Consider the following 14,642-nt stretch of genomic DNA (forward strand, 5'->3'; position numbering starts at 1 on the left):
TTATGGCTCAACTTAGCAGTAATTTGCTTTACATTGCATTTATTATTTATTTAATCGCAACAGCTGTCTTTGCCATGTCTCTTTCTGACAAAAAAGGAAAGGAAAAAGCAGCCTATACTAAGAAATGGGGAAGAACTGGATATGTACTTTCCATCCTGGGCTTCATCTCACAGCTTGGATATTTCGTTACGCGATGGATCGCGAGCGGACATGCACCGGTCAGCAACCTGTTTGAATTCACTACTTTCTTTGGGATGATGATGGTGTTTGCTTTCATCCTTTTATATGGCATTTACAGAACAAATGCCCTTGGGGTGTTCGCAATGCCGATCGCCCTGCTGGTCATCGCATATGGCAGCATGTTCCCGAAAGATATCGCACCGCTCATTCCGGCACTTCAAAGTGATTGGCTGAAAATACACGTAACGACTGCAGCCCTCGGCGAAGGCATCCTGTCCATCTCATTTGCGGCAGGGTTCATCTACCTGATTCGCGTGGTTGATCAAAGCATTTCATCCAAAAAGACAAAGATGCTTGAGATCATTATGTATCTGCTCTTATGTGTACTCGGTTTCGTTCTTGTAAGTGCGATCTCTTCAGCAGCCGGCTATGAGACGAAGTTTGATTGGACGGACAAGAGGGATCAAAAAACGGAGTTGACGTACAATTTGCCGGCTCTCGTAGGCCCTCCGAACGGAACGCAGGCAGACAATCATTTCGGACCGCTACTGAAATCTCCATCCTGGATGAATGGTGATGAAGCACCAAAGAAATTTAACACATTCATCTGGTCCCTGCTCATGGGCGGAGTACTGTATGGGATCATCCGGCTGATCTTAAGAAAGCGGATCACCGCAGCCATTCAGCCAAAACTTATGAATCTTAAACCGGATCTTGTTGATGAGATCAGCTATCGCTCTGTTGCTATCGGTTTTCCTGTTTTCACACTTGGCGCACTCATTTTTGCGATGATCTGGGCACAGCAGGCATGGACAAGGTTCTGGGGATGGGATCCAAAAGAAGTATGGGCACTGATCACTTTCTTGTTCTATGCGGCCTATCTGCATTTTCGGCTTTCAAGAGGCTGGCATGGCGAGAAGTCTGCCTGGCTCTGCGTCATCGGATTTGTCATCATCATGTTTAACCTTGTTGCGGTTAACCTTGTGATTTCCGGTCTTCATTCCTACGCATAATTAGCGCAGGCCTATACCCTTCATCCAGGTTTGTTTCCTGGTATGAAGGGTTTTGTGATATACAAAGTGTTCATGTATGATAGAAGGGCAGATACATATGAAATGGAGGAACAGCAGTGGAAAAAGAAGCGAAAATTCTTGTTGTTGATGATGAAGAAAGGATTCGCAAGCTTTTAAAAATGTATCTTGAAAGAGAAAATTACGAAGTAGATGAAGCGGAGAACGGAGAGGAAGCGCTTGACTACTCTTTGACCTTAAATTACGACTTGATCTTGCTGGACGTGATGATGCCCGGCATGGATGGAACGGAAGTCTGTGAAAAACTCCGGCAAAGGAAAGCCACGCCTGTTATCATGCTAACGGCTAAAGGTGAGGAGATGAACCGGATACAAGGATTTGAATCAGGTGCTGACGACTATATCGTAAAACCGTTCAGCCCCAGAGAGGTCATCCTCAGAGTGAAGGCACTGCTGCGCAGGTCTTCATCTACCAAGTTCCTGCAGACTGAATCCGTCGCTAAAAATATCATCGTGTTTCCGCACCTGACGATCGATCATGACGCTCATCGCGTGATCGCTGGGGGAAAAGAAGTCAACCTGACACCTAAAGAGTATGAACTGCTGTATTATCTGGCGAAGACCCCTGATAAAGTGTATGCAAGGGAGCAGCTTTTAAAAGATGTTTGGAATTATGAGTTCTTCGGAGATCTTCGGACGGTTGATACTCATGTCAAACGGCTGCGCGAGAAGCTAAATAAAGTTTCCCCTCAGGCAGCATCGATGATTGCGACAGTGTGGGGAGTGGGCTACAAATTTGAGGTAGCTGAACAAGAATGATCTGGCGCAGTGTAGTCGGAAAACTTTGGGTAACCATATTGCTTCTTGTTTCCGTAGTCCTTTTTATTTTAACAGTGCTGCTTACACAATTCGTAGAAAGATACCACGATGAACAAGCAGAGCAGCAGCTTACCAAGCTTGCCCAAAAAATGGTGGAGCTCGTGGAGCATTATGACAACAGGGAAGAGGCTTTGCGGATTTCTTCAGAGCTTGTCGACGCTTATTCATTAAATGCGATGTTCATCATGGATAAAAAAGAATACTATTCTCCGACACCGAGGAAGAATGAGGAACCGGACTTGCCAGTTAAAGTGTTCTTTAAAAATGATTCACTGGCGTCCGTCTACAAAAAAGGAAACAAAGTCGTTAAAAAAGGCGATTTTCCCGTTATGTCAAATGGTAAAGAAAAACATAACCGGCTGCTGATCGTCGGACTGCCTTTTAAAATGGAGAACGGGAAAACGGGTGCGGTGTACATCTACCAGTCACTCGAAAACATCGCCGAAAGTACGAACTATACGAAGCGCCTTATCTTTTTATCAGCAGGAATTGCCATTATCTTAACGACGATCTTTGCGTTCTTTCTTTCGAGCCGAATCACCGCACCACTGCGTAAAATGCGGGAGGCGGCCTCCCATATGGCCAGAGGAGAGTTTGATATGAAGGTTCCGATGCTGACGCACGATGAGATCGGAGAACTTGCCATGGCCTTTAACCGGATGGGAAGGCAGCTGAAAAACTTTATTACTGCTCTGAATCAGGAAAAAGAACAGCTCTCAGGAATCCTTAGTTCAATGGCAGACGGGGTTATTACCTTTGACAGGAGAATGAGCATACTTGTATCCAATCCGCCGGCTGAACGCTTCTTGCAGGCCTGGTATTATGAACAGGGGATGGACCGTAACAAAGATAAGACCTTGCCTGATCAGCTTTCAGAGCTGTTTGAGAATGTTGTTACCCTTGAAAAAGAACAATACATTGAAATTGATATTCAGGGGCGAAGCTGGGTGGTGCTCATGACGCCTCTCTATAACCAGTCCTATGTAAGGGGAGCTGTTGCCGTTTTACGGGACATGACAGAAGAAAGACGGTTGGATAAATTAAGAAAAGATTTCATCGCGAATGTCTCTCATGAACTCAGAACACCGATTGCCATGCTTCAAGGATACAGTGAAGCAATCGTTGATGATGTGGCCGGCTCCAAGGAAGAAGAAAAGGAAATCGTTAAGATTATACATGATGAATCTCTGCGCATGGGCCGCCTTGTAAATGAACTGCTTGATCTTGCGAGGCTTGAAGCGGGCCAGATGAAACTGCACCCCATTAATGTATCTGTCACTGAATTTTTTGAACGGGTAGTCCGCAAATTCTATGGAATCGCGAGGGAAAGGGAAATCGAGCTCATCCTGGATATCAATACAGATGGTACGGCAAGACTTGATCCTGACCGGATCGAACAAGTGTTGACCAACCTGATCGACAATGCACTCCGCCATACAGCCAGCAGCGGTAAAGTTTCCATCCGGGTCGGTTCCGCTGGGCAAGGATTGAAGATCGAAGTTACCGACAATGGATCAGGAATCGCAGAAGAAGATCTGCCTTTTGTTTTCGAACGTTTTTATAAAGCGGATAAAGCCAGAACACGGGGGAAGAAAGGCGGAACCGGGCTTGGCTTGGCGATCGCCAAAAATATCGTGGTCAGCCACAGCGGCACGATTTCTGTTCACAGCAAGCTGAACGAAGGTACGACATTTTCGATCTTTTTGCCGCTATCTGTTGAAGAATAGGAAAACACCTCGATTATTCTTGTTCCATAAGAAACAAAAACACCATAAAACAAACGGCTGAAGTGAACTGCACCCCTCTTGTTAGACACAACTAACAACGGGAGGAGCAGTTTTTTTGTTCTGTTTAATGCAGAGCCGCATAACATGAAAAGGTGATTCTAGTTTCAGGGAGGAAAAGATGAAAGATTACGGAAGGCGATTTCTTGTTGTATTGGCTATCACCTTGTGCATCGGAATTCTGTTTGTGGGCGGCAAGGGCGGCAAGGCAAAGTCAGGAGAAAGTTTTGAAAAACACTTGAAGGAGGCCGAAATTCATGTTACAAAAGTGGATAAGGATTTGCCCAAGAATTAGGTTGAAAAATTAGAGGAGGAACAAGCTTGCCGACAGACTATCACAATCATTTAGAAAAGGGAACGCTAACACTGGACTATCTTGAAAGGTTTGTTAACCAGGCTAGAGAAAGAGAGATCAGCCATTTTGGAATCTCTGAACATGCCTATCATTTTTACCAAACGAAAGATATAGTGAGCAAACCTTGGATGGAAGAACGAAGATATTATGACATGAAAGACTATGTAGACTTGTTTCATGAAGCATGGTCGAAAGATCTGGATGTAAAGATGTCGATCGAGATGGATTATACGCCAGGCCGGCATAAAGAGATGGAAAGTTTTATATCAAGGTATGATTTTGATTATGTGATCGGTTCCGTCCATTGGGTTGGAGACTTTGGCATTGATCTTGCTGAGTACCGGAAAGAGTGGGAACGCAGGGATCTTTATGAGGTCTACAGACAATATTATGATCAAGTGGTAACACTGGCAGATTCCAATCTTTTTGATATCATTGGGCATATCGACCTTGTTAAAATTTTCAACTACATACCGAATGATGAGGAATTTATTCTTGAACAATATGAACGGGCGACAGACGCGCTCAAGAATTCAAAAACATGCGTTGAGATCTCTACTGCCGGATTGCGCAAACCGGTTCAGCGGCTTTATCCAGAACCAGTATTACTAAAAATGTGTCGAAGCAAAGGGATTCCGATCGTATTTTCTTCTGATGCTCACGAACCGTCCCATGTGGGTGCTGATTATGGACAGGCTTTCCAACTGGCAAGGGAAGCCGGTTATACGTCTGTAATGACGTTTACTAAAGGAGAACGAAAAGAAATCTCGTTTTAAAGCATAAAAAAAGGGGCTGTCCTGAAAGTCGAAAATTGACCTTCAGCAGCTCCTTTTTGGCTTGAAAATCTTCAAGGAAAAGTTAATTGAAGTGGAAGATGCGAGACTCCTCGAAAATGAACTTCACATTTTCTTCGTGCGATAAAAAGCTGCCGGAGCCTTCCTTGTCCTGCGGGACTAGCGTGACAGGTGAGACTCCCCCCGGTAAGGCTCACCGCACGCCCCGCGAAAGCAGGAGCTCGCGCCGGTAAAAGCGAGCAGCCTGGAACGGAAATCAACAGCTTACAGACTTCTTGGACAGCCCCTTTTTTTGTTGTTATTACAGGTTTATAGTAGTAGCGGATACTACGTCAGAGAGCTCCTTGATCCTCAGTAATACATCCTGATCCAGCTCTTTGTCAAATGTAAGCATCATGATCGCTTCACCGCCGGCCATCTTTCTCCCCACCTGCATTGCAGCGATGTTGACCTCCAGATCACCGAGCAGCTTTCCGACTCTGCCGATGACACCAGGCTTATCGACATGCTCAATGTATACGAGGAATCCCTCAGGAACAAAATCAGTGGAATATCCGTTGATGTTGACCACTCTTGGGCCATAGCCGTTGATATACGTGGATTGAAGGCTGAAGCTTTCTGTTTCGCCGATAACACGGGCTTCAATGATATTTTCATAGCCTTGTGTTTCTGTGCTGTATTTTTCGCTAAATGAGAAGCCTTGCTCTTTCGCGATGAGCGTGGCATTGATATCATTGACAATCCGGTCTACTCTTGGCTGTAAGAATCCGGAAAGAAGGCCTCTTGATACTAATCCTGTATCCAATTCTGTGATAGTTCCGGCAAAGGTAATCTTAATCTCTTTAATCGGAGAAGAGAATGACTGTGATAGAAACTGGCCGGAAACTTTAGCAAGTTCATAATAAGGATAGATCTTCTGAAAGTCGTCATTGGAGACGGCTGGGAGGTTCACCGCGTTTTTGACGGGCTTGCCTTTGGAGAAGGTTAAGATTTCTTTGGCAACCTGTGCAGCAACATTCATCTGTGCTTCTGCGGTTGAAGCCGCGATGTGAGGAGTGGCGATCACGTTCGGCAGGTGAACAAGCCGGTTCTCAACAGCCGGTTCCTGCACGAACACATCAAGGGCACAGCCTGCAATATGGCCGTTTGATAGGTAGGCGTAAAGGGCCTCTTCATCAAGGATGCCGCCCCTCGCACAGTTGATCAAATAAACGCCTTGTTTGGTCTTTGATAGATTCTCGGTGTTGATGAGGTTTTTTGTTTCTTTCGTAAGCGGTGTATGGACGGTAATAATATCACTGCTCTCGAGAAGTTCATCCAGGGTAACAGGAACGACCTGCAGGGTTTTTGCCCTTTCTGTCGTTAGAAACGGATCAAACACTTGCACTTTTGAACCAAACGCACGAGCCCGTTTGGCAAGCTCTGTTCCAATCCTCCCAAGTCCTACGATCCCGAGCACTTTTCCGGAAAGCTCAGCTCCTGTAAAGCTTGAACGGTTCCATTTTCCTTCTTTAATCGATTGGTTCGCCTGAGGAATCTTTCGAAGGATTGCCATGATCATCGCAAATGTATGCTCAGCTGTGGAAATCGTGTTTCCATCAGGTGCATTAATGACCAGAACTCCGCGCTGTGTTGCTGCATCGATATCAATGTTATCCACACCGACACCTGCACGCGCGACAATTCTAATGTTGTGAAAAAGGGATAGAAGTTCTTTTGTTACTTTAGTGGCACTTCTTACGACCAAAGCGTCGATACTCTCTGGATCTTGAACGTCCTCAACACTGCCATAAATGACTGAAACGCCGGACTCTTTCTCCAGAGCTGCCATTCCTTCTTTTGCTATTGAATCTGCTACCAGCACACGAAACATCTCATCCACTCCCAGTTTGTAATTACAGCTTATATAGCCAGAATATTTATATAATATTGATAATTTAACACAGGGCTATTTAGAGTACAAACGAAATTTGAGAGAAAATCTAAAACGAAATAAAGAAGAAAAAGGTGAGAACTTTAGAGAAGGACGGTGAAATCGTTTACGCAAAATTTATAATTGACAATGGTTATCATTTAATTTTAAATGAAAGAGAAAATAAAAACCCTCCAGCATCAGCATGAAGGGCTTTGTATTTTCTTCTATTCGAATTTCAATGCATCGCCGTCAAACGGTTCGTCTGCCACTTTAATAGAATCTGTTGGGCAGCCTTCGAAAGCATCCTGCATATCGTCGATCAATACATCTGGAATTTCAACAATTCCTTGGTTTTCATCGAGAGTAACAAAGGCGATGCCTTCATCATCATAATCATAAATATCGGGCGCAGCAGCTCCGCAAGCTCCGCAGGCAATGCAAGTGTCTTTGTCTACAATTGTGTACTTTGGCATATTTATAACCTCCTTATCATGGTAAGAACAATGCAATAAAACACGAACACATTCAAAATGTTATACTTCAATATATGTGTGCTATTCATATTGTAATTTATTAGCTACCTATAATTCAATAGAAAAAATAATGGTTTATGTCACAACTCCCTTTAACTTCATGTTTCCCCTGGTTTTTCTCCGCTAAACGAATTCTGCTTCTTTATTAGTTTACAGATGCGTGTAGGCTAAAGATTATTTAAGTGTGGTGATGGATGATGAATACACGAGATGGCATACTCCTCTATTGTTTGAAACAATTTAACGGTGAACGAAGTCTGTCTGGAATCTTGCATTTGGTAAAAGGGAAGAAAACCTCGCAGACACTTTCTGACGGACACCTTTTTAATCTCTCTTTTTTATTTGGGGTCTTGCCGAGCTTCGAACGTGAAGAGTTTGAAAAGACGATCAGCCATCTCATTGAGCGCAGTTTGGCCAAAAGGCTGGAAGACCGGTATATCATTACAGAAGAAGGGGATGAACAATTAGCCAAGCTTCTGAAGGATCGTCCGTATCTATTCGCCTTTAACGGTCTTCGCTACAGAAACGCAGAACTTCCATTTTACAGGCTTCTTGCTCTATACATACAAGCATTATCTCACAGTACCCGAAACAATTATGATTTTCTGCCGGTTTCAAGAGACCCGGTGACGCTTTATCTTGTGAAAAGAATATTTCCGAAGCAGAACGAGAGGCAGGCGGAGGCGGATCAGTTATACAGAGAATTTCTTTCACTCCTCGGTGAACTGCCCGGCCGCCATGCAGAGATATTTGTATTAAAATTAAGCAGGTACGGAAGAACAGGTCTCACGAATAACCAAGCGGCTAGTGTATTAGGGCTGCCTGTAGAGGATACTGAGCTTATTTTCCGTTCTGTGCTCCACTATCTTCTCATGCATGCAGAAGAAGGGCAAAAATTTTACCCGGTATTGAACAAACTCGTAAACTGTCTGGAAATAAACGATCCTCTCACAGTATCCGCTCAAAAGACGTGGAGATTGCTGAGATCTGGAAATAGCATGGAACAGATCATCATGATCAGAAAGATGAAAAAAAGCACAATTGAAGACCACTTAGTAGAGATTGCGATCCACTATCCCAACTTTTCGGTCGAACCTTACGTAACCGAGCAGGAACAAGAAAAGATAATAGCTGCCTTTGAAAAGCTGCAGACTAAAAAACTAAAACGCATAAAAGAAAGCCTCGGAGATGACATCTCTTACTTTAAAATACGTCTCGTACTAGGAAGGGCAGGTGATCGAATTGGAGCTGGAAGCCCTGTTAAGTAAAAAATTCGGATATGATGAATTCCGCACTGGACAGAAGGAAGTGATCGAAGACATTCTGATGGGAAATGACGTACTGGCCATGATGCCTACTGGTAAAGGAAAATCATTATGCTATCAGCTTCCAGGCAACATTCTTTCCGGCTCAATCATCATTGTCTCACCTCTTCTTTCACTGATGGAAGACCAGGTGGAACAGCTTAAGCGTTCTGGGGAAAAAAGAGCGGTGGCTTTAAACAGTTTTATGGATTTTGAAGAAAAAAGAAGAGTGCTTCACAGGCTCTCTTCTTATAAATTTATATACGTTTCTCCTGAAATACTTGAAAATGAATTTGTACTCAACGAACTGAAAAAAATCTCCGTCTCTCTGTTCGTTGTTGATGAGGCGCATTGTATATCCCAATGGGGCCATGAATTTCGGACTAGTTATCTAAAACTGGCGTCGTTCCGAAGCAATATTGGGAATCCCCCTTGTCTTGCTCTGACAGCGACCGCTACACCGGAAGTCAGAGATGATATCACAGCAAAGCTTAAAATGAAAAGCTGTACGATGCATGTTTATCGTGTGGACCGGCCGAACATCACGTTAACAGTAGAGCACTGCACGGAGCATCTGGATAAACTGAATCGTGCCATTGAACTCGCTTCCTCATTAAATGGACCTGGAATTCTTTATGCCTCGACAAGATCATGGGCTGAAAACCTTGCAGAAACTCTGAGAGAAAAAGGGATGAATCGTGTAGCTGCCTACCATGGGGGGCTTGAAAATGAGGATCGGCTGTTGATCCAAAAACAGTTTCTAAATGATGAACTTGATATCATTTGCTGTACGAATGCTTTCGGCATGGGCATCAACAAACCAAACATCCGGTTTGTTGTCCATTTTCATATGCCTTCTGCCATGGAGTCTTATGTCCAGGAAATCGGCCGGGCGGGAAGAGACGGCAAAGAGAGTCTCGCTGTTTTGTTATATTGCAGAGGGGATGAAGAAATTCCGGGGATGTTTATTGACCATGAGTTTCCAGATGAGGGACAGGTACTCCATTGTGCTTCACTTCCTGCGGCTGACCGCGTTTCATTTTCGGGTATGCTGGAAAGGTTTGAGATGAGTGACAGCGCAAGAAGATTTTTGCTTTATCAGTTTGAAAAAGAGGGTTACTTTTTAAACGAAGGAAATGTGCTGCCGGATGAAGCCAAGGAACGTATTCTTCAAAAAATGAAAAACAGAAAAGCTCTGAAACGCAAAAAAATAGAAGAAATGGTAGAATGGACAAGAGGAGATTTTTGCAAACGAGAAAAGATTGCACACATCTTTCATGATGAGATGGGGGAACGCCCGGATAATTGCTGCAGCCACTGCAAGGCAGATATCGGACATTTCATCCAAAAGGAAACTCGTACTAATCCTCAGCCTGCTGCAGCTGTGAATTGGCAAAATGAGCTGCAACTAATTTTTAATCAGGAAAGTGATGATCATCATGAAGAATTGGGATCAAGCACAGCTGATCCGGCAAATGAGCGACCGGGAATTACGCACTAATATATATATTTCCCAAATTCTATTCTTTGCTGCCGGAACAGCCATCATGTGGTTTGCGGGCTTTGATCTGAACAAGTTTCGATGGGAAAGCTTTAATATCATAGTTTTGGGAGCAGGAACCGCATTAGCGGTAGTCATTATTAACCTCCTTCTGCATAAATGGATGCCGAAACGTTACTTGGATGACGGAGGGATCAATGAGCGCATCTTCCGCTCGGTTCCGGTCTGGCATATTGCTGTACTAACAGCTGTCATTTCGTTTTCAGAAGAGTGGCTCTTTCGGGGTGCTGTACAGCCCTTGCTCGGCTTGAGCTTAACAAGTATACTTTTTGCAGTCCTCCATGTACGATATATAAAAAAGCCTGTACTTTTCAGTGCAGCGGTTCTACTTAGCTTTCTTCTCGGATATTTATACCAATACACTAAGAATCTGCTTGTTCCGATGACCGCTCATTTTTTTATCGATTTTTTTCTTGGGCTGCTGATTTCCAAAGGATGGCTCACAACCCATCCTAAATCTTATCCAATAGAGGACAACGGAGGTGGTACTCATGAAGAACATGAGTGAACAATCTGAACTAATAAACGATCGTCCGCTGCCTTCGAGGAAGGAATTTCATAAAAGAAAAACGGAACAGATAAGGAAAGAAAATGCAGTGGAGCCTGAGAGTTCTTCAGAAGAGAAAAAAAAGAACCGGCTGCCGCTGGCCCAATCTCTGCTTGTTATTTTCTTGCTCCTCGTTGTTTTTATCCTTACATATAACTATTGGTTTCCGAGAGTAACGGATCCGTTAAAAGGAAATGACGATGTGCAGAAGGTGAAAATAGAATCATGAAGTAGTAAAAGGATGCTGATGCAAAATTCGTCAGCATCCTTTTTTTATAACAAAGCCCATTAAAAAGGCCTCTGGAGACGAGATAAAAACGGGAAGCCATTGGGAATGATTTAATCTTATTTTGCATACGTTGAAGCAGGAGGGGGCTTATATGAACGCAATCAACTACTGGAAGGTCGAGCCTTTTATCTCAGAAATCTGCAAAGTGGTGCTTCAGACGCTGATTGAAAAGAAAGAACAGAAAGACCAGTATGATAGACAGATGAAATGGTGGGCGTTTTATAGTTCGCTCATGGGCTGCCTGTCGTTGATCTACTTGTATGGTTTTAAGTTAACCCATGCTGAAAGTGTACGGGCGGCGTTGTTTTCACTCGCAGGTGACAGGATGATCTGGTTTATCGGGATTTATTTTCTAGTGGCAGGGGTTCAGTGGAAACGGCTCAATAAGAAATGTGCAAAAGCAGATGATGAATATGAAAGCATCAGGAAAGAGATTATTGAACGCGGAGACGATTTATGGCCAAGGCCGGAAATGTGGAAGAACAGGTATCAGGTATTGGAGTATGTTAAATCTGAGTACAACATAAATCTGTATCATAAATGAAGAGCTAGATCGCGCTGGGGCATCCGAAAAAGAAGTGATCAGCGATGGAATGTTTCTCTGAATTAATGACTACAAAATGGTCATTCATCGTCTCGATGCGCCCGAAAGCTATAGTTCTATGGGAATTCGGACAATAGACTTCAACTGGGAGTCCAAGTTTTTCGTTATACCTTAGATCTTTATTTAACACGAGAGATTTTGTCTTGATTTTTAATAAAGTCATGATGTTCCTCTCCATTCTTTTTTAAGTTTTTCACTGGTTAATTCAATGATAAGTCAATTTTACAGTATTTTCAATAAAAGATTTTAAATATTCTTAAAATTTAAAACGAGTGGCTGCGGGGAGGAAGTGAAAGGGTATGTTTGTAAAAAGCAATATGATCCCACTGCGTAAGACACATTTTGTGAAGGAAAAAGAGTCTGCAAAACAAGTGCTTGATCTTCTGCAAAAGTATGATATTGACGGAGTTCCGGTCGTCTCTGATAACAGGTTTAAAGGGATTCTTACACGGCATTCCATCTATGAAGCTTTTTTTGCGAGCGGCAAGACAAAGGAGCAATTTTTAGCAAAAACAAAAGCCGGCGATATTGCCTGCTGCAGAAACCTGACCATCAGTGAAGATGAAATGTTTGAAAGGACCCTGCTGATGGTAAAGGATATGCCGATCGTTGCCGTAACTGACAAACATAATCAATTGCTTGGCGTCGTTACCCGGTATGATGTGCTGGAGCAGTTTCAAAGCGCGTTCGGCATGAAAAAGCCCGGGATTAGAATATCCTTCGCTTCCCTTGAAACGGAAGGGAGGATTGCCCGATTGTCTGAGATTACAAAGCAATTTCACGAGAATATTATCTCACTGACTACATTTGATGAAACGGATCAGCTCGTAAGACGGATGGTAATGAAAGTGGAAAAAACACCAAATCTTGAAAAGTTTGTGGAAAAGCTCAGCCAGTCTGGATTCAGAATTTTAAGCATACATGAGGATTGATCCGGCCAGCCCTGTATACCGGGGCTGTCCTTTTTATCAATTTTCAGTTAAAATGTGTTTTACAAAAAGTTATTAACGGGGATTAACATCATACTCCCTATCTTTTTAGTTCTATGCATGTACGAGTATATTTGTGAGGCGTTGTACAAATTTTACACAAGGTAAGCAGTCCGCTATACTTATAGGTATAATCAGCTATTGGAGGATATAGAAATGGCTTCACAGGAAGGGAAATACAATATTAAAGCCGTTTCAAAAATGCTTGGAATCCAGGCGGGAACATTAAGAGCCTGGGAGAGGAGATATTCCATCATCCAGCCCAAGCGCAATGAAGCTGGCCACAGGCTATATACGGATGAACACATCTATATCATTAAATGGCTCATGAATAAAATTAATCACGGTTTCACCATTAGCCAGGCTGTAGATCTGCTTGAACATCATGAAAATAACATCGATCAGTTCGTCGTCGAGAACAGCAGCCAGAAGGATAAGGCTGTCCAACTGGCGGACGAGCTGCTGTCAGCACTCCTTTCTTTCCATGAAAACAAAGCCAAGGAAGTTTTGGACCGTGCATTCAGCCTGTTTACCATAGAAAAAGTAACGATTGATATACTAGGCTCTTTACTCGTAAAAATCGGCCATATGTGGGAGAACCATAAAATTACGGTTGCCCATGAGCATTATTCGACCTCTTTTTTGAAGGCGAAGATCGGGAACATACTCTATCATCTTCCTGTCGACGGTTACTTGCCAAAAGTAATGGCGGTTTGCGGATTAAAAGAGACCCATGAATTAGGTTTACTGATCTTCACACTGTACTTGAGGCAAAAAGGGTTTGAAGTCATCTATCTCGGTGAAGGAATCCCTCCCGAGGATCTTAATGTTGTCATTAAAGAAATCGACCCTAAATTGCTAGTTGTTTCCTGTACGATGGAACAACATACTTCTCAGACCCTAAAATGGCTTGAAAAGGTGGATAAAGAGTATCCAAACCTTCAAATCGGCTTAGGAGGACTGGGAATTGAATATTTATCCAATGATATAAAAACCAAATTTAAAGACATCATAATAGGGAACACCAAAACAGATTGGGAACAATGGATTCATAAAAAATTAAAACAAGAAAAGCGACCGGCTCTTGATCATTAAAGTGTGGTAAGAGAAGTTTAGCACCAACTTCCTTCTCACTCATATAGTGTATTAAAGAGTTGCGGAATCGATCGTAAGGGGGACCAGAAATGCGGGTAGAGCGATTAACTTATAACAAGATCAAGATCTTCCTAACGTTTGATGATTTAAAAGAACGCGGAATCTCCAAAGATGAAATATGGCAGGATATTCCTAAAGTTCACCAACTATTCAGAGATATGATGACCGAAGCAGACGACGAAGTGGGATTCAAAGCAGACGGACCGATTGCTGTTGAAGTTTTTGCTTTACCGGCGCAAGGAATGGTGGTCATTGTGACAAAAGGTCATAACGAGTATGAACTCGAAGATGAATATGATGAAGACTATATTGAAATGCAAGTAACCTTGGATGAAAGTGACGAAATCTTCTATGAATTTTCTTCCTTTGAAGATGTCATATCATTGGCAAAACGCCTTGGTCAGCTCAGCATTGACGGTGGAACACTCTATTCATTTGAAAACTGTTTCTATCTGAAGTTTGAAGAACAGGATCTTCCCGATATTGAACTGGATACACTCATTGCATTATTAGCTGAATTTGGCAGTTCTTCTACCATTACGAGCTACAGAGTGATCGAATACGGCAAAGCCCTGATGGAAAGCAATGCAATTTCCCAAATCAATTCTTATTTTAATTAAACTCCCGAAAATCCGGGAGTTTTTTATTTAAAAAAAACACATTAGCCATTACATCAACCTGCAAACATGGTATGATATATGGGATTTCCTTATAGAAAAGCTC

Annotated in this window: 17 protein-coding genes; 13 read left to right on the plus strand and 4 right to left on the minus strand. The window is 42.9% G+C overall.

Annotated elements, in window-relative coordinates; genetic code table 11:
* Positions 1-2 precede the first annotated feature (2 nt).
* The 5 genes from ccsB (at position 3) to OKX00_RS10260 (ending at position 5,004) form a co-directional block, all read left to right on the plus strand.
* Positions 3-1,193 (plus strand): c-type cytochrome biogenesis protein CcsB, encoded by a 1,191-nt coding sequence (ccsB, locus tag OKX00_RS10240; RefSeq protein ID WP_256225970.1) that lies wholly within the window; start codon positions 3-5, stop codon positions 1,191-1,193.
* A 116-nt stretch (positions 1,194-1,309) separates the two neighbouring features.
* A complete protein-coding gene (locus tag OKX00_RS10245) occupies positions 1,310-2,029 on the plus strand; it encodes a response regulator transcription factor (protein WP_062235285.1) in 720 nt (239 codons plus the stop codon).
* Positions 2,026-3,816 carry an ATP-binding protein gene (locus OKX00_RS10250; RefSeq protein ID WP_265410292.1) on the plus strand — a complete coding sequence of 597 codons (1,791 nt, stop codon included), beginning with the start codon at positions 2,026-2,028 and terminating at the stop codon, positions 3,814-3,816. Before OKX00_RS10245 ends, OKX00_RS10250 begins: the two co-directional genes overlap by 4 nt.
* Before the next feature lie 178 nt (positions 3,817-3,994).
* Entirely contained in the window at positions 3,995-4,168 is a 174-nt protein-coding gene (locus tag OKX00_RS10255; RefSeq protein WP_156316370.1) for a hypothetical protein, read from the plus strand.
* A 26-nt stretch (positions 4,169-4,194) separates the two neighbouring features.
* Positions 4,195-5,004, plus strand: coding sequence for a histidinol-phosphatase (locus tag OKX00_RS10260; protein WP_265410293.1), 810 nt, complete (start codon positions 4,195-4,197; stop codon positions 5,002-5,004).
* Between the two features lie 71 nt (positions 5,005-5,075).
* Here the strand turns inward: OKX00_RS10260 and OKX00_RS10265 are convergent, their stop codons facing one another.
* From OKX00_RS10265 to OKX00_RS10275, 3 genes are all read right to left on the minus strand, one after another.
* Positions 5,076-5,282, minus strand: a complete 207-nt coding sequence (locus tag OKX00_RS10265) for a hypothetical protein (RefSeq protein ID WP_265410294.1) — start codon at positions 5,280-5,282, stop codon at positions 5,076-5,078.
* A 41-nt stretch (positions 5,283-5,323) separates the two neighbouring features.
* Complete coding sequence (gene serA, locus OKX00_RS10270) at positions 5,324-6,895, minus strand: phosphoglycerate dehydrogenase (protein WP_265410295.1); 1,572 nt, start codon at positions 6,893-6,895, stop codon at positions 5,324-5,326.
* Between the two features lie 266 nt (positions 6,896-7,161).
* Positions 7,162-7,410: a ferredoxin gene (locus OKX00_RS10275; RefSeq protein ID WP_062235300.1), complete on the minus strand. Its 249-nt coding sequence runs from the start codon at positions 7,408-7,410 to the stop codon at positions 7,162-7,164.
* A gap of 254 nt (positions 7,411-7,664) precedes the next feature.
* Between OKX00_RS10275 and OKX00_RS10280 the strand changes: the two genes are divergently transcribed.
* The 5 genes from OKX00_RS10280 to OKX00_RS10300 all read left to right on the plus strand — a co-directional run bounded on the left by OKX00_RS10280 (position 7,665) and on the right by OKX00_RS10300 (position 11,715).
* Complete coding sequence (locus tag OKX00_RS10280) at positions 7,665-8,738, plus strand: YpbB family protein (protein WP_265410296.1); 1,074 nt, start codon at positions 7,665-7,667, stop codon at positions 8,736-8,738.
* On the plus strand, positions 8,704-10,275 hold the full coding sequence (locus tag OKX00_RS10285; RefSeq protein ID WP_265410297.1) for a RecQ family ATP-dependent DNA helicase: 1,572 nt from the start codon (positions 8,704-8,706) through the stop codon (positions 10,273-10,275). Before OKX00_RS10280 ends, OKX00_RS10285 begins: the two co-directional genes overlap by 35 nt.
* A complete protein-coding gene (locus OKX00_RS10290) occupies positions 10,214-10,843 on the plus strand; it encodes a CPBP family intramembrane glutamic endopeptidase (protein ID WP_265410298.1) in 630 nt (209 codons plus the stop codon). The genes OKX00_RS10285 and OKX00_RS10290 overlap by 62 nt, the downstream gene beginning before the upstream one ends.
* Positions 10,827-11,111, plus strand: coding sequence for a hypothetical protein (locus tag OKX00_RS10295; protein WP_053358023.1), 285 nt, complete (start codon positions 10,827-10,829; stop codon positions 11,109-11,111). Before OKX00_RS10290 ends, OKX00_RS10295 begins: the two co-directional genes overlap by 17 nt.
* 151 nt (positions 11,112-11,262) lie before the next feature.
* Positions 11,263-11,715, plus strand: a complete 453-nt coding sequence (locus tag OKX00_RS10300) for a DUF2663 family protein (RefSeq protein WP_265410299.1) — start codon at positions 11,263-11,265, stop codon at positions 11,713-11,715.
* A gap of 4 nt (positions 11,716-11,719) precedes the next feature.
* Here OKX00_RS10300 and OKX00_RS10305 read toward each other — a convergent pair whose 3' ends face one another.
* A complete protein-coding gene (locus tag OKX00_RS10305; RefSeq protein ID WP_265410300.1) occupies positions 11,720-11,938 on the minus strand; it encodes a hypothetical protein in 219 nt (72 codons plus the stop codon).
* 136 nt (positions 11,939-12,074) lie between these two features.
* Between OKX00_RS10305 and OKX00_RS10310 the strand changes: the two genes are divergently transcribed.
* The 3 genes from OKX00_RS10310 (at position 12,075) to OKX00_RS10320 (ending at position 14,539) form a co-directional block, all read left to right on the plus strand.
* Positions 12,075-12,707 (plus strand): CBS domain-containing protein, encoded by a 633-nt coding sequence (locus tag OKX00_RS10310; RefSeq protein WP_265410301.1) that lies wholly within the window; start codon positions 12,075-12,077, stop codon positions 12,705-12,707.
* A 213-nt stretch (positions 12,708-12,920) separates the two neighbouring features.
* Positions 12,921-13,859 (plus strand): MerR family transcriptional regulator, encoded by a 939-nt coding sequence (locus OKX00_RS10315; protein WP_265410302.1) that lies wholly within the window; start codon positions 12,921-12,923, stop codon positions 13,857-13,859.
* Positions 13,860-13,948: 89 nt separating this feature from the next.
* On the plus strand, positions 13,949-14,539 hold the full coding sequence (locus tag OKX00_RS10320) for a genetic competence negative regulator (RefSeq protein ID WP_053358028.1): 591 nt from the start codon (positions 13,949-13,951) through the stop codon (positions 14,537-14,539).
* The last annotated feature ends 103 nt before the right edge of the window (positions 14,540-14,642 follow it).

The organism is Fictibacillus sp. KU28468 (genome assembly GCF_026153615.1).
Taxonomy (GTDB): Bacteria; Bacillota; Bacilli; order Bacillales; family Fictibacillaceae; genus Fictibacillus_C; species Fictibacillus_C marinisediminis.

Coding starts and splice junctions, on each gene's coding strand:
- ccsB (WP_256225970.1), top strand. CDS start 3: ATGGCTCAACTTAGCAGTAATTTGCTTTACATTGCATTTATTATTTAT.
- OKX00_RS10250 (WP_265410292.1), top strand. CDS start 2,026: ATGATCTGGCGCAGTGTAGTCGGAAAACTTTGGGTAACCATATTGCTT.
- OKX00_RS10255 (WP_156316370.1), top strand. CDS start 3,995: ATGAAAGATTACGGAAGGCGATTTCTTGTTGTATTGGCTATCACCTTG.
- serA (WP_265410295.1), bottom strand. CDS start 6,895: ATGTTTCGTGTGCTGGTAGCAGATTCAATAGCAAAAGAAGGAATGGCA.
- OKX00_RS10275 (WP_062235300.1), bottom strand. CDS start 7,410: ATGCCAAAGTACACAATTGTAGACAAAGACACTTGCATTGCCTGCGGA.
- OKX00_RS10280 (WP_265410296.1), top strand. CDS start 7,665: ATGATGAATACACGAGATGGCATACTCCTCTATTGTTTGAAACAATTT.
- OKX00_RS10290 (WP_265410298.1), top strand. CDS start 10,214: ATGAAGAATTGGGATCAAGCACAGCTGATCCGGCAAATGAGCGACCGG.
- OKX00_RS10295 (WP_053358023.1), top strand. CDS start 10,827: ATGAAGAACATGAGTGAACAATCTGAACTAATAAACGATCGTCCGCTG.
- OKX00_RS10300 (WP_265410299.1), top strand. CDS start 11,263: ATGAACGCAATCAACTACTGGAAGGTCGAGCCTTTTATCTCAGAAATC.
- OKX00_RS10305 (WP_265410300.1), bottom strand. CDS start 11,938: ATGACTTTATTAAAAATCAAGACAAAATCTCTCGTGTTAAATAAAGAT.
- OKX00_RS10310 (WP_265410301.1), top strand. CDS start 12,075: ATGTTTGTAAAAAGCAATATGATCCCACTGCGTAAGACACATTTTGTG.
- OKX00_RS10315 (WP_265410302.1), top strand. CDS start 12,921: ATGGCTTCACAGGAAGGGAAATACAATATTAAAGCCGTTTCAAAAATG.
- OKX00_RS10320 (WP_053358028.1), top strand. CDS start 13,949: ATGCGGGTAGAGCGATTAACTTATAACAAGATCAAGATCTTCCTAACG.